Here is a 19,943-nt window from a genome sequence, read left to right on the forward strand (position 1 = left end):
CGGACGGTCGTCGGGCCGACAGGCCTCCCGACACGGCCGGGTCCTCGCATACGATGGCCGTTGCTCAGTACGTCAAATGGAAACCGACCCTCCCAGGCCCGACCGGCAAGGAGACTAACCCCCGTGTCCGTCCTCTCGAAGATCATGCGTGCAGGCGAAGGCAAGATCCTGCGCAAGCTGCACCGCATCGCGGACCAGGTCAACTCCATCGAAGAGGACTTCGTCGACCTCTCCGACGCCGAGCTGCGGGCCCTCACCGATGAGTACAAGCAGCGCTATGCCGACGGTGAGAGCCTCGACGACCTGCTCCCCGAGGCGTTCGCCACCGTCCGCGAGGCCGCCAAGCGCGCCCTCGGCCAGCGCCACTACGACGTGCAGATCATGGGCGGTGCGGCCCTCCACCTCGGCTACGTGGCCGAGATGAAGACCGGTGAGGGCAAGACCCTCGTCGGCACCCTGCCCGCGTACCTCAACGCGCTGTCGGGCAAGGGCGTCCACCTCATCACGGTCAACGACTACCTGGCCGAGCGCGACTCCGAGATGATGGGCCGCGTCCACAAGTTCCTGGGCCTGAGCGTCGGCTGCATCCTCGCCAACATGACGCCGGCCCAGCGCCGCGAGCAGTACGCCTGCGACATCACGTACGGCACGAACAACGAGTTCGGCTTCGACTACCTGCGCGACAACATGGCGTGGGCCCAGGACGAGCTCGTCCAGCGCGGCCACAACTACGCCATCGTCGACGAGGTCGACTCCATCCTGGTCGACGAGGCCCGTACGCCGCTGATCATCTCCGGCCCGGCCGACCAGGCCACCAAGTGGTACGGCGACTTCGCCAAGCTGGTCCTGCGCCTGAAGAAGGGCGAGGCCGGCAACCCGCTCAAGGGCCAGGAGGAGACCGGCGACTACGACGTCGACGAGAAGAAGCGCACCGTCGCCATCCACGAGTCCGGCGTCAGCAAGGTCGAGGACTGGCTGGGCATCGACAACCTCTACGAGTCGGTCAACACGCCTCTGGTGGGCTACCTGAACAACGCCATCAAGGCGAAGGAGCTCTTCAAGAGGGACAAGGACTACGTCGTCCTCGACGGCGAGGTCATGATCGTCGACGAGCACACCGGCCGTATCCTCGCCGGCCGCCGTTACAACGAGGGCATGCACCAGGCGATCGAGGCGAAGGAAGGGGTGGACATCAAGGACGAGAACCAGACGCTCGCCACGATCACCCTGCAGAACTTCTTCCGCCTCTACAAGCGCCACGACCACAACGGCAAGGAACTGCCCGGCCTGTCCGGCATGACCGGTACGGCCATGACCGAGGCCGCCGAGTTCCACCAGATCTACAAGCTCGGTGTGGTCCCGATCCCCACGAACCGGCCGATGATCCGCAAGGACCAGTCGGACCTGATCTACCGCACCGAGGTCGCCAAGTTCGAGGCGGTCGTCGACGACATCGCGGAGAAGCACGAGAAGGGCCAGCCGATCCTGGTCGGCACGACCTCCGTGGAGAAGTCGGAGTACCTCTCGCAGCAGCTCTCCAAGCGCGGCATCCAGCACGAGGTTCTCAACGCCAAGCACCACGAGCGCGAGGCCTCGATCGTCGCCCAGGCCGGCCGCAAGGGCGCCGTCACGGTGGCCACCAACATGGCCGGCCGCGGTACGGACATCAAGCTCGGCGGCAACCCCGAGGACCTCGCCGAGGCGGAGCTGCGCCAGCGCGGCCTCGACCCCGACGAGCACATCGAGGAGTGGGCGCAGGCCCTTCCCGCCGCCCTGGAGAAGGCCGAGCGGGCGGTCAAGGCGGAGTTCGAGGAGGTCAAGGACCTCGGCGGGCTCTACGTCCTGGGCACCGAGCGGCACGAGTCGCGCCGGATCGACAACCAGCTGCGCGGCCGTTCCGGGCGTCAGGGCGACCCCGGCGAGTCCCGCTTCTACCTCTCCCTCGGCGACGACCTGATGCGCCTGTTCAAGGCCCAGATGGTCGAGCGCGTGATGTCCATGGCGAACGTGCCGGACGACGTGCCGATCGAGAACAAGATGGTCACCCGTGCGATCGCGTCCGCGCAGTCGCAGGTCGAGCAGCAGAACTTCGAGACCCGTAAGAACGTCCTGAAGTACGACGAGGTGCTCAACCGCCAGCGCGAGGTCATCTACGGCGAGCGCCGCCGTGTCCTGGAGGGCGAGGACCTGCAGGAGCAGATCCAGCACTTCATGGACGACACGATCGACGCGTACGTCGGCGCGGAGACCGCGGAGGGCTTCCCGGAGGACTGGGACCTCGACCGTCTGTGGGGCGCTTTCAAGCAGCTCTACCCGGTCAAGGTCACCGTCGAGGAGCTGGAGGAGGCGGCCGGCGACCGTGCGGGCCTGACCGCCGAGTACATCTCCGAGTCCATCAAGGACGACATCCACGAGCAGTACGAGTCGCGCGAGGCGCAGCTCGGCTCCGAGATCATGCGTGAGCTGGAGCGCCGGGTCGTCCTGTCGGTCCTGGACCGCAAGTGGCGCGAGCACCTCTACGAGATGGACTACCTCCAGGAGGGCATCGGCCTGCGCGCGATGGCCCAGAAGGACCCGCTGGTCGAGTACCAGCGCGAGGGCTTCGACATGTTCACCGCGATGATGGACGGCATCAAGGAGGAGTCCGTCGGCTACCTGTTCAACCTGGAGGTCCAGGTCGAGCAGCAGGTCGAGGAGGTCCCGGTCGAGGACACCGAGGCGGCGGGCGTCCAGGACGCGGTGCCGGCCCAGGCGGGCTCGCGTCCCGAGATCCGCGCGAAGGGTCTCGAGGCGCCGCAGCGGCGGGGCATGCACTTCTCGGCCGCCACGGTGGACGGCGAGGGCGGCCTCGTCGAGGGCGACTTCGACTACGACGACGATGAGCCGGCCCGGTCCGAGGCCGACGGCCTGACGCGTGCCGAGCGCCGCAAGCAGGCGAAGAGCCGCCGCGGCCGCAGGAAGTAACCCGGCGCCGAGGAGCGTTCGCGAGGGCCGGTCACCCTGGAGAGGGGGGCCGGCCCTTCGGCATGGGGTGGACACGGCGGGCGGCCCGGCCGGGCTCCGGCCGTCAGGGGCCGTGCGACGGGCGTGGGCCGCCCATCTCCACCGCCGTGCAGCGCCAGCGCAGGTCCGCGCTCTGCTCCAGGCGGAAGGCCAGTGCGCGCAGCCGGTCGCCCGCGGCGATGCGGGCGAAGACCTCCAGGGCGCCCGAGCGGGGGACGTAGTAGCCGATGTCGCGGACGACGGGGTCGGCGCCGCGGGTGCGCAGGGGGCCGCATTCGGCGAGGCGGGCCAGGTCGTCGTAGGCCTGTCCCGCGGTGTGCCGGAGCATCCAGTGGACGGGGCGGCGGCCGCTCAGGACGGCCAGCAGACGCTCCGCGAAGAGGTCGGTGGGACGGGGGCCCGGCGGGGCCGCCGGAGGCGTGAGCGGCCGACGGGAGGAGGGGGCGCCGGGACGGCGTGAGTCGCGGCGGCCGGGGGGCCGGGTGGCCGGGCGGAGCTGGGCGGTCCTGGTCATGACCTTGTTCATGGGGGTCCCCGTTCGGCGGGCCCGGCGGGTACCGGGCGGTAACTTTCGGTTACGGATCTTGTACGGGGGCCGGGACGGCGACAGCAAGGCAGCGGCGGTCCGTGTCGGGGGCCCGGGAATGTTCACCTATCCGAGTGGTCGGGGGTGCCGGAAACCCGCCGGGCGGGCGGCAGGACCGGGTGAATCCCGGGGCGCCGGATGGACGCCCCCGAGGTCACCGCCCGGGACCCGAAAGGGGACGCCCGCACGTATCCTGAAGGCCCTCCGGAAGGCGCCAGGCCTCCTCCGGGGGTCATGCCGAAGCAGAGTGAAGAGTCCAGAAGAGAGCGGCCCAGCCATGCGCGTCTACGTCCCCCTGACCCTCCCCGGGCTTGCCGAGGCGCACAAGACGGGCGAGCTGGGGACCGGTCCGTTCGTCGCCTACGCCGTGACGCCCGCGCTGCGCGAGTGGTACCTCTCCGACGACATGGAGGAACTGGAGTACGCCGCGCTCAACCGCGCCGCGCTGGCCTCCCTGCGGCTGCTGGCCGCCGACCCGGACGCGATGCGGCGCCGGGTCGTGGTCGCCGTCGACGTGCCCGACGGCACGGCGGCGGCCGACCCGGACCGCGGGCTCGACCCGGCGGCGCTGGGCGAGGTCCGGGTGACCGGGACGGTGGCGCTGGCCAGGGCGGCCTCGGTGCACGTCGACTCCGACGACGCCGAGGAGGACGTGACGGCGGCCGCCGGGGCGCTGGCGGCGGCGGACGGCGGTGACGACGACGCGCAGTTCGTCGTGGACGGGGCCGAGGACCACGAACTGCTCTGGTACGCCACGCAGGAGATCCCGGGCCTGGTGGGGCTCGACGACTGAGACGAGGCCGAGGGGGCCCGACGGGGCACCTGTGACCTGCGGTGATGTGCCCCCGGTCTTGATTGTCAGTGGCGGCGGGTAGCGTTTTTGGCATGGGGAAGCACGAAAGCGCACACATTGTCTGGGACTGGAACGGGACGCTGTTCCATGACAACGACGCGATCATCGGGGCGACGAACGCGGCCTCGGCCGAGCTGGGCCTGGCGCCGATCACGCTGGACCAGTACCGGGCGCTGTACTGCGTGCCGGTGCCGAAGTTCTACGAGCGGCTGATGGGGCGGCTGCCGACGGAGGCCGAGTGGGAGGTCATGGACGTGATCTTCCACCGGTACTACGCCGAGCACCGTGTCAGGTGCGGGCTGACCGAGGGGGCGGCCGAGCTGCTGGCGGGGTGGCGTTCGGCGGGGCGCAGCCAGTCGCTGCTGAGCATGTACGTGCATGACGAACTGGTCCCGCTGGTGCGCGGGTTCGGGATCGAGCCGCACTTCATACGGGTGGAGGGGCGGGTCGGACCGTCGGGGGGCAGCAAGGCCGAGCACATGGTGCGGCATCTGCGGCAGCTGGCGGATGTGCGGCCGGGCCGGACCGTGGTGATCGGGGACGCGGCGGACGACGCGGTGGCGGCGCGGGCGGCGGGGGCGAAGGCGGTGCTGTACACCGGGGGGTCGCACGGCAGGGAGAGCCTGGAGGAGGCCGGGGTGCCGGTCGTGGACTCGCTGGCGGAGGCGGTCGAGGAGGCGGAGCGCCTGGTGGCGTGAGCCTGTGCGGGTGGGCTGGGCCGGGGGTTTCACTCGCCCGCGTTGGCGGGGTGCCGCCGCGCCCACCCGTGCCGCGCCAGCGGCACGACTGCCCGCAGCTATGTGGCCCCGTAAGGGGCGCGGGGAAACTGCGCGACCAGCCCCCACGCGCCCGCACCCTCACCGCCGGTTTTCAGCCACCCCCCAACCCCCACATCGGCCGAGCCGGCGCAGCGCCCCTGTGCAGAACGTCAAAGTTCCACCCCCTGTTTTGTACACATACGGCTCATGACGGCCCCCCGGTCGGGAGCGATAGCCTGGGTGGCGTGATCAGCGCGATAGTTCGCGGGGGCATCGGTGCCCCTGCCCTGCGCCCGGTGAGCACGGAACACCTCCGTGACCGGGCGGCGGTCGCTGGTCTTCCCGGGCGGAGGGCGCCGAAGGCGGCCCAGGCAGGAGCGCTGCCGAGAGCAGCATCACACCTGCGGAGCAGCTCAAATATGGCTCAATACCCCCCGCTCGTCTCACCTTGCGGCATAGCGTCGGAGCGGACCGGAGAACCCGGCCGTGGCGTCGAGCCGCAGGGGGAAGAGCCCGTACTTCCTTCTACGTCACGCAATGGCGCGCGACAGGAGCCAGAGGACAATGCAGACCAAGCTGGACGAAGCAAAGGCCGAGCTGCTCGATCGGGCCGCCCGGGTAGCTGAGAACAGCCCGGCCGGGGGGCACCTACCGACTGGGACGACGGGAGAGGCGGATCAGGAGTCCGTCTTCGCGTTCCTCCAGCGCTACTACCTGCACACCGCACCGGAGGACCTGGCCGACCGCGACCCGGTCGACGTCTTCGGCGCGGCCGTCTCGCACTACCGCCTCGCCGAGACCCGCCCCCAGGGCACCGCGAACGTCCGGGTGCACACCCCGACCGTCGAGGAGAACGGGTGGACCTGCACCCACACCGTGGTGGAGGTCGTCACCGACGACATGCCCTTCCTCGTGGACTCGGTCACCAATGAGCTGACCCGGCAGGGGCGCGGGATCCACGTCGTCATCCACCCCCAGATCGCGGTCCGCCGCGACCTCACCGGCAAGATGATCGAGGTGCTGCCCACCCCGGCCCTCGGCGACGAACTGCCGCACGACGCGTACACCGAGTCCTGGATCCACGTCGAGATCGACCGCGAGACCGACCGCTCCGACCTCAAGCAGATCACCGCCGACCTGCTGCGCGTGCTCTCCGACGTCCGTGAGGCCGTCGAGGACTGGGAGAAGATGCGGGAGGCGGCCGTCCGCGTCGCCGAGAGCCTCGGCGAGGAGCCGGTCCCGGCCGACCTGCCGCGCCCCGAGGTGGAGGAGGCCCGCGAGCTGCTGCGCTGGCTGGCCGCCGACCACTTCACCTTCCTCGGCTTCCGCGAGTACCAGCTGCGCGAGGACGACTCGCTGGCCGCCGTGCCCGGCACCGGCCTGGGGATCCTGCGCTCCGACCCGCAGCACGCCGGCGAGGAGGGCCACCCGGTCAGCCCCTCCTTCGAGCGGCTCCCCGCCGACGCGCGCGCCAAGGCCCGTGAGCACAAGCTCCTCGTCCTCACCAAGGCGAACAGCCGGGCGACCGTGCACCGGCCGTCGTACCTGGACTACATCGGCGTCAAGAAGTTCGACGCGGACGGCAACGTGGTCGGTGAGCGCCGCTTCCTGGGCCTGTTCTCGTCCGCCGCCTACACCGAGTCGGTGCGCCGGGTGCCGGTCATCCGCCGCAAGGTCGAAGAGGTGCTGGAGCGGGCGGGCTTCTCGCCCAACAGCCACGACGGCCGCGACCTGATGCAGATCATGGAGACCTACCCGCGCGACGACATGTTCCAGACCCCGGTCCCGGAGCTGGAGTCGATCGTCACGTCCGTCCTGTACCTCCAGGAGCGCCGCCGGCTGCGGCTGTACCTGCGCCAGGACGAGTACGGCCGCTACTACTCGGCCCTCGTCTACCTCCCGCGTGACCGCTACACCACGGGTGTCCGGCTACGGATCATCGACATCCTGAAGGAGGAGCTCGGCGGCATCAGCGTCGACTTCACGGCCTGGAACACCGAGTCGATCCTCTCCCGGCTGCACTTCGTCGTCCGTGTCCCGCAGGGCACCGAGCTGCCCGAGCTGTCCGACGCCGACAAGGACCGCATCGAGGCCCGCCTGGTCGAGGCGGCCCGCTCCTGGGCCGACGCCTTCGCCGAGGCGCTCAACGCCGAGTGCGGCGAGGAGCGCGCGGCCGAGCTGCAGCGCCGCTACACCAACTCCTTCCCCGAGGGCTACAAGGCCGACCACACACCGCGCGCGGCGGTCGCCGACCTGGTCCACCTGGAGCGGCTCACCGAGGAGCCGGGCAACGACTTCGCGCTCAGCCTCTACGAGCCGGTGGGCGCCGCTCCCGGCGAGCGCCGCTTCAAGATCTACCGCAAGGGTGCGGCGATCTCCCTGTCGGCCGTGCTGCCGGTCCTGAACCGGCTGGGCGTCGAGGTGATCGACGAGCGGCCCTACGAGCTGCGCTGCGCGGACCGGACGACCGCGTGGATCTACGACTTCGGGCTGCGCATGCCGAAGGTGTCCGGCGGCGGCAACGGCGACTACCTGGGCGACGACGGCCGTGAGCGCTTCCAGGACGCGTTCGCGGCGACCTGGACCGGCCTGGCGGAGAACGACGGCTTCAACGCGCTGGTGCTGAGCGCCGGGCTGAGCTGGCGGCAGGCGATGGTGCTGCGGGCGTACGCGAAGTACCTGCGGCAGGCCGGTTCCACGTTCAGCCAGGACTACATGGAGACCACTCTCCGCAACAACGTCCACACCACCCGGCTGCTCGTCTCCCTGTTCGAGGCGCGGATGTCGCCGGACCGGCAGAAGGCCGGCCTGGAGATCACCGACGCCCTGCTGGAGGAGCTGGACGCGGCGCTCGACCAGGTGGCGAGCCTCGACGAGGACCGCATCCTGCGTTCCTTCCTGACCGTCATCAAGGCGACGCTGCGCACCAACTTCTTCCAGGAGACGGCCGAGGGCAAGCCGCATTCCTACGTCTCCATGAAGTTCGACCCGCAGGCCATCCCGGACCTCCCTGCGCCCCGCCCGGCGTTCGAGATCTGGGTGTACTCGCCGCGTGTCGAGGGCGTGCACCTGCGCTTCGGCAAGGTCGCGCGCGGCGGTCTGCGCTGGTCCGACCGGCGTGAGGACTTCCGCACCGAGATCCTCGGCCTGGTCAAGGCGCAGATGGTGAAGAACACCGTCATCGTGCCGGTCGGTGCCAAGGGCGGCTTCGTCGCCAAGCAGCTGCCCGACCCGGGCGTGGACCGGGACGCCTGGCTCGCCGAGGGCATCGCCAGCTACAAGACGTTCATCTCGGCGCTGCTCGACATCACCGACAACATGGTGGCCGGCGACGTCGTGCCCCCGCAGGACGTGGTCCGGCACGACGAGGACGACACCTACCTGGTGGTCGCGGCCGACAAGGGCACCGCGACGTTCTCCGACATCGCCAACGAGGTCGCCGGCAGCTACAACTTCTGGCTCGGCGACGCCTTCGCCTCCGGCGGCAGCGCGGGCTACGACCACAAGGGCATGGGCATCACCGCGCGCGGCGCCTGGGAGTCCGTGAAGCGGCACTTCCGGGAGCTGGGTGTCGACACCCAGACCGAGGACTTCACGGTCGTCGGCATCGGTGACATGTCCGGTGACGTGTTCGGCAACGGCATGCTGCTCAGCGAGCACATCCGCCTGGTCGCCGCCTTCGACCACCGGCACATCTTCATCGACCCGAACCCGGACGCGGCCACCTCCTACGCCGAGCGCCGCCGCCTGTTCGACCTGCCCCGCTCCAGCTGGGGCGACTACGACACCGACCTGCTCTCGGCCGGCGGCGGGATCTTCCCGCGCAGCGCCAAGGCCATCCCGGTCAACAGCCACATCCGCGAGGCCCTCGGCATCGAGGAGAAGGTCACCAAGCTGACCCCGGCCGACCTGATGAAGGCGATCCTCGGCGCACCGGTCGACCTGCTGTGGAACGGCGGTATCGGCACCTACGTCAAGGCGTCGACCGAGTCCAACGCGGACGTCGGCGACAAGGCCAACGACGCCATCCGGGTCGACGGCGCCGACCTGCGCGTCAAGGTCGTCGGCGAGGGCGGCAACCTGGGCCTGACCCAGCTGGGCCGGATCGAGTTCGCCCGCCAGGGCGGCAAGATCAACACCGACGCGATCGACAACAGCGCCGGCGTGGACACCTCCGACCACGAGGTGAACATCAAGATCCTGCTCAACGGCGCGGTCGCCGACGGCGACATGACGGTCAAGCAGCGCAACAAGCTGCTCGCCGAGATGACCGACGAGGTCGGCGCCCTGGTGCTGCGCAACAACTACGCGCAGAACGTGGCGATCGCCAACGCGCTCGCCCAGTCCGGGGACATGCTCCACGCCCAGCAGCGCTTCCTGCGCCACCTGGTCAGGGAAGGCCACCTCGACCGGGCCCTGGAGTTCCTGCCCACCGACCGCCAGATCCGCGAGCGCATCGGCACCGGCCAGGGTCTGACCGGCCCGGAGACGGCCGTGCTGCTGGCGTACACGAAGATCACGGTCGCCGACGAGCTGCTGGCCACCACGCTGCCGGACGACCCGTACCTGAGCAGCCTGCTGCACGCATACTTCCCGACGGCTCTGCGCGAGCGGTTCGCCGCCGCGCTCGCCACCCACCCGCTGCGCCGCGAGATCACCACCACGGTGCTGGTCAACGACACGGTCAACACCGGTGGTACGACCTACCTGCACCGGCTTCGCGAGGAGACCGGGGCCTCCCTGGAGGAGATCGTCCGGGCGCAGACCGCGGCCCGCGCGATCTTCCGCTCGGCCCCGGTGTGGGACGCGGTCGAGGAGCTGGACAACAAGGTCGACGCGGCCGTCCAGACCCGGATCCGGCTGCACTCCCGCCGCCTGGTGGAGCGCGGCACCCGCTGGCTGCTCAACAACCGGCCGCAGCCGCTCCAGCTCCTGGAGACCGTCGACTTCTTCTCCGAGCGGGTCGAGCAGGTCTGGCAGCAGCTGCCGAAGCTGCTGCGCGGCGCGGACCTGGAGTGGTACCAGCACGTGTACGACGAGCTGTCCGGCGCCGGTGTGCCCGCCGAGATCGCCACCCGCGTGGCCGGCTTCTCCTCCGCCTTCCCGGCGCTGGACATCGTCTCGGTGGCCGACCGCACGGGCAAGGAGCCGCTGGACGTCGCCGAGGTCTACTACGACCTCGCCGACCGGCTCGGCGTCACCCAGCTGATGGACCGCATCATCGAGCTCCCGCGGGCCGACCGCTGGCAGTCGATGGCCCGCGCCTCCATCCGCGAGGACCTGTACGCGGCCCACGCGATGCTCACCGCCGACGTACTCGCCGCGGGCGACGGCACGGCGACGCCCGAGCAGCGCTACCAGGCCTGGGAGCAGAAGAACGCCGCGATCCTGGGCCGGGCCCGCACCACCCTGGAGGAGATCCGCAGCTCGGACTCCTTCGACCTGGCCAACCTCTCGGTGGCCATGCGGACGATGCGGACGCTGCTGCGCACGCATTCGTAGGAGCGCAGCCGTAGTCGTATCCGTACGACATGAAAGGCGCCCCGAGCCGGTGACGGCTCGGGGCGCCTTTCATGTCGGTGTCCGGGAACTCACGTCGGTGGCCCGGAACGGGACCGGCTTCAGGAAGGCTGGGCGGCGGCCTGCGGCTGCGGCTTGGGCTTCGCCTTGGTCTTGTCGGACTTGTCGCCGGTGAAGGCCTCGTACTCGGCGAGGACCTCCTCGGTGGGCCCGTCCATGCGCAGCACACCGCGTTCCAGCCACAGCACCCGCTCGCAGGTGTCGCGGATGGACTTGTTGTTGTGGCTGACCAGGAAGACCGTGCCCGCGTGCTGGCGCAGCTCGCGGATCCGCTCCTCGGACCGCATGCGGAAGGACGCGTCACCGGTGGCCAGGGCCTCGTCGATGAGGAGGACGTCGTGGTCCTTGGCGGCGGCGATGGAGAAGCGGAGCCGGGCGCCCATGCCGGAGGAGTAGGTGCGCATCGGGAGGGTGATGAAGTCGCCCTTCTCGTTGATGCCGGAGAAGTCGACGATGTCCTGGTAGCGCTCCTTGATCTCCTCGCGGGACATGCCCATGGCGAGGCCGCCGAGGTAGACGTTCTTCTCGCCGGTCAGGTCGCCCATCAGGGCCGCGTTGACGCCGAGGAGGGAGGGCTGGCCGTCGGTGTAGATGGCGCCGTTCTCCACCGGGAGCAGGCCGGCGACCGCCTTGAGCAGGGTCGACTTGCCGGAGCCGTTGGTGCCGATCAGGCCGATCGCCTCGCCCTTGTAGGCGACGAAGGAGACGTTCTTGACCGCGTGCACCTTGCGGACGCCGGCCGCCTGCTCCGCCTGCTTGCGGCGCAGCATGCGGTTGAGGGCGGCGGTGGCGGAGCCCCTTCCGGCGCCGGTCCCGTTGACCCGGTAGACGATGTCGACGCCGTCGCAGACGACGGTGGGGACGTCGCTCACGGCGCGGGACTCCCGCACAGTGGGGGTGTCGCTCATGCTGGGGGTGTCGCTCACGTTCTCAGCCACGGCCGTACGTCTCCTCAGCCTTCCAGAAGTAGATGAACCCGCCGACGCCGAAGACCAGGGCCCAGCCGGTCGCGACGATCCACACGTGCGGCGGCAGCTCGCTGGCGTGGAAGCTGTCGATCAGGGAGAAGCGCATCAGGTCGATGTAGACGGCGGCCGGGTTGTCCTTGAGCACCGGGTTCACCCAGCTCGGCAGACCGTGGTGGTTCTTGGTCAGCTTGTCGATGTTCCACATGACGCCGGAGATGTACATCCAGGTGCGCAGGATGAACGGCATCAGCTGGGCGATGTCCGGGGTCTTGGCACCCCACCGGGCCATGATCATCGCGAAGCCGGCGTTGAAGGCGAATTGCAGGATCAGCGCGGGGATCGCCAGCAGCCAGGAGGCGGACACCGGCACGCCGAAGCAGAGCAGGATGACGACCAGGGCGGCCATCGAGAACAGCAGCTGCTGAAGCTGCTGGAGGCAGAAGGAGATGGGCAGCGCGGCGCGCGGGAAGTGCAGGGCGCGGACGAGGCCCAGGTTTCCGGAGATCGCGCGGGTGCCGACCATGATCGAGCTCTGCGTGAACGTCCAGATGAACACGCCCGTGACCAGGAACGGGATGTAGTCCGGCACGCCGCGCTTGGTACCGAGCAGCACACCGAAGATGAAGTAGTACACGGCCGCGTTCAGCAGCGGGGTCATGACCTGCCAGACCTGGCCGAGCTTCGCCTGCGCGTACTGGGCGGTGAGCTTGGCGGTGGCGAACGCGACGATGAAGTGCCGTCGCTCCCACAGCTGGCGGATGTACTGGGGCAGGGAGGGACGGGCGCCGCTGACCGAGAGACCGTGCCGGGCGGCGAGCGCCGCGAGGTCGTCCTCGGCCGTGACCGGGGCCGGGGGCGGTGTGTGGAGAACCTGGGTCACATCCGCTGCTTTCACTCGGGGGGTGGGGGTGCGGCGCCCGGCTGGGCGCCGGGCCCGTCATCCGGCGTTTCCTTACGCTTCTCTTTACGTTTTCTCACGTCGGGACGGGACCGTATCGTCGCAACGGGAGCGTAGGCCGAGTTGGCGTCGGAACGCAACCGTTTCGTCGTCACGGACGGATGTGTGCCGTAACACTTTCGTGGTGCTGGCGCGACCGATTCGTTGCGGTGTGCTGCGGGCGCGTGTTCGGTACGGCGGTGAGCTGGGACGTGGTCAGCCGGACCGGGTTGCGGGCCCGCTGCGGCGTTCGGGTGGCGGCCCGGTGTCGGTGCGTCGTCGGAACGCAACCGTTTCGTCGTTACGCCCCTATGCTGGGACACATGACGACGAACGCCGAGGAGTCCCAGACGCGTCCGCGCCGACGAGCCCCCGCCGGCGCGGCCGTCCTCCGCGAGGACGTGACCGAGGCCATCCGGGCCGCCGTCTTCGAGGAGCTCGCGGCGGTCGGGTATGCCCGGATGTCCATCGAGGGCATCGCGCGCCGCGCCGGCGTCGGCAAGACCGCCGTCTACCGCCGCTGGCGCTCCAAGCTGCACCTGGTCCTCGACGTCGTCTCCGCCCTCGCCGTGATGGGCCTGCCGGTGCCCGACACCGGCTCCCTGGAGGGCGACCTGCGGCTGCTGTACGAGGTCACGTCCCGTGCGCTGCGCCATCCGGTCGCCTCGCAGATCATCCCGGACCTGCAGGCCGAGGCGGCACGCAACCCCGACATCGCCGAGGCCATGCAGAAGACGCTGCGCGAGGGCCAGGAGGGCGTCGCCAGCAAGATCATCGAGGCGGCGCAGCGGCGGGGTGAACTCGCCGAGGGCCTCGACGACGACCTTGCGATGGACCTGATCTCCGGCCCGCTGTACTGGCGTTCGGTGGTGATCCGCACTCCGAAGCTGCCGAAGGGGTATCTGGCGGCGCTGGCCCGCGGGACCACGGAGGCGCTCAAGGCGCTGTGACCACTCGGGCCGGGGATGTCACAGGCCGCGCGGCCGTCTCGTCGTAGAGGGCGCAGGCATCCTCGAACAGGGAGTGGACGATGAACCTCGCGCTGTGGATCACCGCCGGGCTGCTCGCCGCGGTGGCGCTGGCCGGCGGGATCAGCAAGACGTTCGTGCCGAGGGAGAAGCTGGCCGCGGCGCACGGGGGCGGCTGGACCGGTGACGTCGGCGACGGTTTCGTGCGGACGCTCGGCGTCCTCGAACTCCTGGCCGCGGCGGGCCTGGTCCTGCCCGCCGTCACCGGCGTCGCGCCGGTACTGGTCCCGGTGACCGCCGCCGCCTGGGTCCTGCTGATGGCCGGCGCGATGATCACCCACGGTCGGCGCGGGGAGCGGGCGTTCGTGGCGCTGAACCTCTTCTACCTGGCCCTCGCGCTGGTCGTCGCGGTGGGCCGGTTCGGCCCCGGCTCCTTCTGAACCTCGGGCACTTCTGGCACTTTCGACGGGACATGGGGGCACGGGGCATGGGGGAGTGGACATGAAGACCAGGACCGAGGAGTTCCAGGAGCTGCGGCCGCTGCTGTTCTCGATCGCGTACCGGCTGCTGGGCAGCGTCGTCGAGGCCGAGGACGCCGTCCAGGAGGCGTGGCTGCGCTTCGCCGGCTCACCGGCGGAGATCAGGTCGCCGAAGGCCTTCCTGTCGGCCGCCGTGACCCGGATCTCGATGGACGTACTGCGCTCGGCCCGGGTCCGGCGCGAGGAGTACGTCGGCCCCTGGTTCCCCGAGCCGCTGCTCGCCGACCCCTACGAGGACCCGGTCAGGTCGGCGGAGCTGGCCGACTCGGTGTCGATGGCGGCCCTGCTCCTCCTGGAACGGCTCAGCCCCCTGGAGCGCGCGGTCTTCGTCCTGCGCGAGGTGTTCGACTTCGGCTTCCCCGAGGTCGCGTCGGCGGTGGGCCGCTCGGAGTCGGCCTGCCGCCAGCTGGCGGTGCGGGCCCGGCGCCACATGGCCGAGGGCCGCCCCCGCTTCGAGGCGGACCGCAGGGAACGCGAGGAGCTGGCCGCGCGCTTCTTCGAGGCCCTCCACGAGGGTGATGTCGCCGCCCTCCAGGACCTGCTCGCCGCCGACGTGTCGCTGGTCGGCGACGGCGGCGGCAAGGCCCCGCAGCTGGCCCGCGCGGTCCTGGGCGCCCAGAACGTGGCCCGCCTCCTCGCCGCCGTCTTCCCGGCGCTGGCCCGCATCGAGGTGACCGCCGAACGGCACGAGGTCAACGGCCAGCCCGGTGCGATCCTCCACGACCGCCACGGCAAGGTCCTCCAGACCTTCTCCCTCGACATCCTCGACGGCCGCATCCAGACCATCCGCCTCGTCCTCAACCCCGACAAACTCGCCCACATGGGCCCCGTGGCCGACGCCTGGGCCGTCTCCGAGGAACTCAAACAGGCCCGCAGGACGGTGGAGTGACGGGGCCCCACACACCCTGGGCCAGGCCGGTGTTCAGCCCCGGTCCGCCTCCGGATGCAGGCGTAGCCAGCCGGACCAGGCCGAGGTGATCATGTCGTGGACGTCGTGTTTGGCCTTCCAGCCGAGTTCGGTGGTGATGCGGTCGGCTGAGGCGACGACGCGGGCCGGATCGCCCGGGCGGCGGGCGGTGACGGCCGGGGGGAGGTCGTAGCCGGTGACGGTGTTGATGCGGTCGATCATCTCGCGGACCGAGACGCCCTCGCCGCGCCCGATGTTGAGGGTGAGTGTCCGGCCCGGCTCGGCCTGGAGGGCGCGGGCCGCGGCCACGTGGGCCTCGGCGAGGTCCACCACGTGGATGTAGTCGCGGATGGTGGTGCCGTCCGGCGTCGGGTAGTCGGCGCCGAAGATGCGCGGCGGGGCGTTCTCCGTGAGCTTCTCGAAGACCATCGGGACCAGGTTGTAGACGCCGACGTCGGCGAGCTCGGGGCGGGCCGCGCCGGCCACGTTGAAGTAGCGGAGCGAGGCCGTGGCGAGGCCGGTGGCCCGGCCCGTCGCGCGGACCAGCCACTCGCCCGCCAGCTTCGTCTCGCCGTACGGCGACATCGGCACGCACGGCGTCTCCTCCGTCACCAGCTCGACGTCCGGCATGCCGTAGACGGCCGCGGAGGAGGAGAACACGAAGGACGGGACCCGGGCCTCCGTCACGGCCTGCAGCAGGACGCGCAGGCCTTCGACGTTCTCGTGGTAGTAGTGCAGCGGACGGTCCACCGACTCGCCGACCTGCTTCTTCGCCGCCAGGTGCACGACCCCGGTGACCTCGTGCTCGGCCAGGACCCGCGCGACCTTCTCACCGTCGAGCATGGAGCCCACCACCAGCGGCACGTCCTGCGGCAGGCGCTCGGCGATGCCGGTGGACAGGTCGTCGTAGACCACCGTCCGCTCGCCCGCCTCCGCCATCGCGCGTACGACATGCGCCCCGATGTAACCGGCGCCGCCGGTGATCAGCCAGGTCATGTGTGGCCGTCCCCTCCGTGAGTTGGCCCGTGGTGTTCGTCAGCCGCGGTCGTCAGCCGCAGTCGTCAGCCGCGGTCACTCCTCAGTGAACCAGGTGCCGCGGACATCCGCGGACGGGCGGCCTGACGCACCGCGGTCATGCGGACACCCGACGTGTCCTCGCGGCGCCGGGTGGCGCGCCACAGCCGGGTCAGGGAGAGCACGGCGGCGGTGGCCAGCAGGCCGTTGCGGGCCAGCATCAGCAGGCAACCGGTCCAGGTGCAGTGGACGACCTCGGCGTAGAACGCGGGGTAGGCGACGGCACTGAGCGCGGTCGCCGCCAGGACCAGCGCGGCGACCGGGCGCTGGGTGGTGTGCCGCGAGGTCAGGCAGACGGCGGCCAGGCCCAGCAGCCAGATCATGTACTGCGGGCTGATCACCCGGCTGGTGACGGTGAACAGGAGTACGGCGCTCAGCGCCGCGTCGTACGGGGTGGCCGGGGACCAGTGCCGGGCCCGTACTCGCCACACCAGCAGCAGCGCGAAGGCGGCCGCGGTGAGCGCGAGGGACGCGGTCGCGACCGCGTGCACGTGCGGGCCGACCAGCTCGATGGCGCCGTACTGGTAGCGGGAGGTGCCCGGCCAGCCGGCGTGCCGCGCGAGGCTCAGCGCGGTCCCGCCGAGCGACTCGATCTGCACGCCCCGGCCGCCCTGCTGACGGAGGAACGCGAGCGGGTTGCGGAACGACACCACGAAGACGGCCAGGGTCACGGTCCCCGTCAAGGCCGCGGTCAGCCACGCCCTGCGGGTGGGGCGGCCGCGCTCCAGGCCCAGCAGCACCAGCGCCGGCCACACCTTCACCAGCGCGCCCAGTGCCGCGAGCGCACCGCACGCGCGCGTGGAGCGCTGCAGCGCCAGCAGGGAGAGCACGGCGAAGGCGGTGACCTCCACGTCGTAGCGGGCCAGCGGAAGGTGCAGCAGCAGCGGCAGGCCGCCGGTCCACAGGGCCGCGCCGAGCAGGGTGCGGCCGGGACGCCTGCCCGCGCGGGCGAGTGCCGCCGTGACCAGGGCGTCGGTGGCCAGGGTGAGCGCCACGAACGCCTGGAAGTAGCTCAGTTCCGGCACCAGCCCCGGCGCCAGCAGCACCGCGCCGGCACCCGGCGGGTACTGCCACAGCGTGTCGTGCGCCGGGAACGCGCCGTGCGACAGCACGCCGTACCAGTGGAAGTAGAGCCGCCATACTTCGCGCGCGACCGATCCGTGTCCCAGGCTTCGCTCGTTGTTGTGGGCGAGGAGCCACAGCATCAGCGCGCGCGTCGCGGCCCAGGCGACGGCGAGGCGGAGGAGCGGCGTGACGCGGCGCGGGGGGAGCCGCGGGGCGAGACGCGAGGCGCCGGACGGCCGGCGCAGACGCGGGAGTCGAACAGCAGAGGCGAACGGGACGCGCGGAAGCGGAGTGCACGGGTGGCGATTCATCGACCGCGAGCGTAAGCCGCGCGGATGGTGTATCCATGCCGATACGCCGTCAATACCCGGCAAAGGTTGGCTAATCGCAAAAGATCGGGCCGTGGTGAGTATCGGGCCTCTCGTGAAAGCACATCCGCTTACGACACGAACAGAAGACGACAGCCGGTCGGTTCCACGGAGTCGGCCGCGCCCGTCGGGCGGTCCGCCCCGGTGGCCGCGGGCCGCCCGGTTCCTCGCCGTGGCCGGCCCGGCCGCGGCGATGCTCGCCGTCGGGTGCTGGGGGCTGCACCGCGGCGGCATGTGGCGCGACGAGGCCGTCACCTACCAGGTCGCCCGGCGCACGGTGCCGCAGATCTGGCGGCTGCTGCACGAGGTCGACGCCGTGCACGGCCTGTACTACCTGCTGATGCACGTCGTCCTCGCCGCCGACCCCGGCCACCCCGGCGAGGTCGTCCTGCGGCTGCCCTCGGTGTGCGCGGCGGCCGGCACCGCGGGCCTGGTCGCCGCCCTCGGCATGCGCCTGGCCCGGCCGCGCGTCGGACTGTGGGCCGGGCTGCTGTACGCGGTCACCCCGCTGGTCGGCCACTACGCGCAGGAGGGCCGCTCGTACGCCCTGGTCGCCGCGGGCGCCACCGGCGCGACGCTGCTCCTCGTCCGGGCGGTGCGGGAGGAGGGGCGCCGGCTCTGGTGGTGGTACGGCGCCGTCCTCGGACTCACCTGCTGGCTGCACGAGTTCGCCGTCCTGCTGCTGCTCGCGCACGCGGGAACTCTGGCGCTGGCCCGTTCGTCGGGAAGGGTGTGGCGCAGGTGGGGCTGCGCGGCCGGGGGCGTGGCGCTGTCGCTGCTGCCGATGGTCGTGGTCTCCCGCGGGCAGTCGGCCCAGGTGGCCTGGCTGCGGGAGCCGGACGTGGAGACCGCCCAGGAGTTGCTGCGCCAGTACCTCGGACCGACCGACGGGGTGTACTGGGCGTGCCTGGCGCTCGCACTGCTGGGGCTGACGCGGCTGGTGGGCCGGCGCGGCGAGGTGACCCTCGCGGCGGTCGCGCTGCCGCTCGCGGTGCTGCCGCCGGTGGCACTGATGCTGGCCTCGCAGTTCACCCCGTTGTACGTCGACCGGTACGTGCTGTACGCGCTGGCCGGGGCGCCGTTGCTGGTGGCGCTCGGCGCGGACCAGGTCGTCCGGGTGCTCGGCCGGCTCTGGTCCCACCGCACACAGCCGGTGCTCCGGTCGCCCGCGCTCACCCTGGCCGGGGTCCTGGCGGTGCTGCTCGCCTTCAGCCACCAGGTGCCGCTGCTGCGGGCGGACCGGGTGCCGGGCACCCGTCCCGACGACCTCGGGGCGGTCGCGGCGGCCGTGGCCCGTGTGCTGCGGCCCGGCGACCCCGTGCTGTTCCTGCCGGCCCACGCGCGCGGGGCGGAACTCGCGTACCCCGCCGACTTCAAGTCCACGAGGGACGTCGCACTGGCCGAGCCGGGGCCGGTGTCGGGGACGTTGTACGGGCGTGAGGTGGGGGTGGGGACGCTGCGGCGGCGGTTGGCGGGGGCCGACGAGGTGTGGGCCGTGATGGAGAAGTACGCGCTGGTGAGCGGGTACCGGCCGCGGCTTCCGACGGAGCGGGCCAAGTGGGCCGTGCTGAACCAGCAGTTCGTGTTGCGGGAGGAGCTGGTGATCGACCGGGTCGCGCTGCGGTTGTACGTGCGGCCGATCCGGGTGGGTGCGGCCGAGTCCGCAGTGCAGGCCGGTGGGGAAGGGTCGCGCCTACGCGGCGGCGGTCGCCCATCGGCAACCGCCCCGCCCCCCTAAAGGGCCGCCTCCGCGGCCGCCGCGTCCAGGGTCCCCGTCAGCTGGTCCAGGCGCTCCTTCAGGTCCCGGATCTCCTCCACGTCGAAGCCCGTCGCCGCCACGATCCGCCGCGGCACCTCCAGGGCCCGTTCGCGCAGCGCGGTGCCCTCCTCCGTCAGGCGCACCTCCACCGAGCGTTCGTCGCGCGTGCTGCGTTCGCGGCGCACCAGACCCGCCGTCTCCAGGCGCTTGAGCAGCGGGGACAGGGTGCCGGAGTCGAGGCGCAGGTGTTCGCCGAGCTTCTTGACCGGGAGGTCGCCCTGTTCCCACAGCACCAGCATCACCAGGTACTGCGGGTAGGTGAGCCCGAGGTCCTTGAGGATCACGCGGTAGACGCCGTTGAAGGCGCGGGACGCGGCGTGCAGGGAGAAGCAGATCTGGCGGTCCAGGCGGAGCCACTCCACCTCGGGGGCGGGACTCGGGGCGGGGCCGGGGGTCGAGGTCGTCGCGGTCATGGCTCAAGGGTAGCGCTCGCGGGTCATTTAGTTGTGTGCAATTGAATTGTGTGCTCTACTTGTGGTCGTGAGGGCGGCGGGAACAGGAGCCGCCGGACACCGATA

General features: G+C 71.1%; 14 protein-coding genes. 8 read left to right on the forward strand and 6 right to left on the reverse strand.

The window, feature by feature from the left end:
• Positions 1 to 123: 123 nt before the first annotated feature.
• Positions 124 to 2,964, forward strand: coding sequence for a preprotein translocase subunit SecA (gene secA / locus ACFY0K_RS10465; protein ID WP_351958281.1), 2,841 nt, complete (start codon positions 124 to 126; stop codon positions 2,962 to 2,964).
• A gap of 103 nt (positions 2,965 to 3,067) precedes the next feature.
• Here the strand turns inward: secA and ACFY0K_RS10470 are convergent, their stop codons facing one another.
• Positions 3,068 to 3,529 (reverse strand): Rv3235 family protein, encoded by a 462-nt coding sequence (locus tag ACFY0K_RS10470; protein ID WP_382734155.1) that lies wholly within the window; start codon positions 3,527 to 3,529, stop codon positions 3,068 to 3,070.
• A gap of 337 nt (positions 3,530 to 3,866) precedes the next feature.
• Between ACFY0K_RS10470 and ACFY0K_RS10475 the strand changes: the two genes are divergently transcribed.
• The 3 genes from ACFY0K_RS10475 to ACFY0K_RS10485 all read left to right on the forward strand — a co-directional run bounded on the left by ACFY0K_RS10475 (position 3,867) and on the right by ACFY0K_RS10485 (position 10,702).
• Entirely contained in the window at positions 3,867 to 4,382 is a 516-nt protein-coding gene (locus ACFY0K_RS10475; protein WP_390639496.1) for a DUF6912 family protein, read from the forward strand.
• Positions 4,383 to 4,474: 92 nt separating this feature from the next.
• Entirely contained in the window at positions 4,475 to 5,140 is a 666-nt protein-coding gene (locus tag ACFY0K_RS10480) for an HAD family hydrolase (RefSeq protein ID WP_390639497.1), read from the forward strand.
• Positions 5,141 to 5,764: 624 nt separating this feature from the next.
• Entirely contained in the window at positions 5,765 to 10,702 is a 4,938-nt protein-coding gene (locus ACFY0K_RS10485) for an NAD-glutamate dehydrogenase (RefSeq protein WP_390639498.1), read from the forward strand.
• A gap of 119 nt (positions 10,703 to 10,821) precedes the next feature.
• Here ACFY0K_RS10485 and ACFY0K_RS10490 read toward each other — a convergent pair whose 3' ends face one another.
• Positions 10,822 to 11,688: an ABC transporter ATP-binding protein gene (locus ACFY0K_RS10490; protein WP_390639985.1), complete on the reverse strand. Its 867-nt coding sequence runs from the start codon at positions 11,686 to 11,688 to the stop codon at positions 10,822 to 10,824.
• Between the two features lie 22 nt (positions 11,689 to 11,710).
• Entirely contained in the window at positions 11,711 to 12,628 is a 918-nt protein-coding gene (locus ACFY0K_RS10495) for an ABC transporter permease (RefSeq protein ID WP_390639499.1), read from the reverse strand.
• Between the two features lie 368 nt (positions 12,629 to 12,996).
• Here ACFY0K_RS10495 and ACFY0K_RS10500 point away from each other — a divergent pair, with 368 nt between their 5' ends.
• From ACFY0K_RS10500 to ACFY0K_RS10510, 3 genes are all read left to right on the forward strand, one after another.
• The gene (locus ACFY0K_RS10500) at positions 12,997 to 13,635 is read left to right on the forward strand and encodes a TetR/AcrR family transcriptional regulator (protein WP_352365145.1); all 639 of its coding nucleotides are present in this window, start codon (positions 12,997 to 12,999) and stop codon (positions 13,633 to 13,635) included.
• Positions 13,636 to 13,715: 80 nt separating this feature from the next.
• Positions 13,716 to 14,093 carry a DoxX family protein gene (locus ACFY0K_RS10505; RefSeq protein WP_390639500.1) on the forward strand — a complete coding sequence of 126 codons (378 nt, stop codon included), beginning with the start codon at positions 13,716 to 13,718 and terminating at the stop codon, positions 14,091 to 14,093.
• 61 nt (positions 14,094 to 14,154) lie between these two features.
• Complete coding sequence (locus ACFY0K_RS10510) at positions 14,155 to 15,081, forward strand: RNA polymerase sigma-70 factor (protein ID WP_390639501.1); 927 nt, start codon at positions 14,155 to 14,157, stop codon at positions 15,079 to 15,081.
• A gap of 33 nt (positions 15,082 to 15,114) precedes the next feature.
• Here ACFY0K_RS10510 and galE read toward each other — a convergent pair whose 3' ends face one another.
• Positions 15,115 to 16,095, reverse strand: coding sequence for a UDP-glucose 4-epimerase GalE (gene galE, locus ACFY0K_RS10515; protein ID WP_390639502.1), 981 nt, complete (start codon positions 16,093 to 16,095; stop codon positions 15,115 to 15,117).
• Positions 16,096 to 16,160: 65 nt separating this feature from the next.
• Positions 16,161 to 17,378, reverse strand: a complete 1,218-nt coding sequence (locus ACFY0K_RS10520; protein ID WP_390639986.1) for a glycosyltransferase 87 family protein — start codon at positions 17,376 to 17,378, stop codon at positions 16,161 to 16,163.
• Positions 17,379 to 17,778: 400 nt separating this feature from the next.
• Here ACFY0K_RS10520 and ACFY0K_RS10525 point away from each other — a divergent pair, with 400 nt between their 5' ends.
• Positions 17,779 to 19,344 carry a glycosyltransferase family 39 protein gene (locus ACFY0K_RS10525; protein ID WP_390639503.1) on the forward strand — a complete coding sequence of 522 codons (1,566 nt, stop codon included), beginning with the start codon at positions 17,779 to 17,781 and terminating at the stop codon, positions 19,342 to 19,344.
• Here the strand turns inward: ACFY0K_RS10525 and ACFY0K_RS10530 are convergent.
• A complete protein-coding gene (locus tag ACFY0K_RS10530) occupies positions 19,341 to 19,838 on the reverse strand; it encodes a MarR family transcriptional regulator (protein WP_352365155.1) in 498 nt (165 codons plus the stop codon). The genes ACFY0K_RS10525 and ACFY0K_RS10530 overlap by 4 nt on opposite strands.
• Positions 19,839 to 19,943 lie beyond the last annotated feature (105 nt).

This window comes from Streptomyces sp. NPDC001507, assembly GCF_042894765.1.
In the GTDB taxonomy this organism is placed as follows: domain Bacteria; phylum Actinomycetota; class Actinomycetes; order Streptomycetales; family Streptomycetaceae; genus Streptomyces.

Bases quoted from the DNA above. Each gene is read 5' to 3' on its own strand.
- ACFY0K_RS10470 (WP_382734155.1), bottom strand. From the start codon at position 3,529: ATGAACAAGGTCATGACCAGGACCGCCCAGCTCCGCCCGGCCACCCGG.
- ACFY0K_RS10475 (WP_390639496.1), top strand. From the start codon at position 3,867: ATGCGCGTCTACGTCCCCCTGACCCTCCCCGGGCTTGCCGAGGCGCAC.
- ACFY0K_RS10480 (WP_390639497.1), top strand. From the start codon at position 4,475: ATGGGGAAGCACGAAAGCGCACACATTGTCTGGGACTGGAACGGGACG.
- ACFY0K_RS10485 (WP_390639498.1), top strand. From the start codon at position 5,765: ATGCAGACCAAGCTGGACGAAGCAAAGGCCGAGCTGCTCGATCGGGCC.
- ACFY0K_RS10490 (WP_390639985.1), bottom strand. From the start codon at position 11,688: ATGAGCGACACCCCCACTGTGCGGGAGTCCCGCGCCGTGAGCGACGTC.
- ACFY0K_RS10500 (WP_352365145.1), top strand. From the start codon at position 12,997: ATGCTGGGACACATGACGACGAACGCCGAGGAGTCCCAGACGCGTCCG.
- ACFY0K_RS10505 (WP_390639500.1), top strand. From the start codon at position 13,716: ATGAACCTCGCGCTGTGGATCACCGCCGGGCTGCTCGCCGCGGTGGCG.
- ACFY0K_RS10510 (WP_390639501.1), top strand. From the start codon at position 14,155: ATGAAGACCAGGACCGAGGAGTTCCAGGAGCTGCGGCCGCTGCTGTTC.
- galE (WP_390639502.1), bottom strand. From the start codon at position 16,095: ATGACCTGGCTGATCACCGGCGGCGCCGGTTACATCGGGGCGCATGTC.
- ACFY0K_RS10520 (WP_390639986.1), bottom strand. From the start codon at position 17,378: ATGCTGTGGCTCCTCGCCCACAACAACGAGCGAAGCCTGGGACACGGA.
- ACFY0K_RS10530 (WP_352365155.1), bottom strand. From the start codon at position 19,838: ATGACCGCGACGACCTCGACCCCCGGCCCCGCCCCGAGTCCCGCCCCC.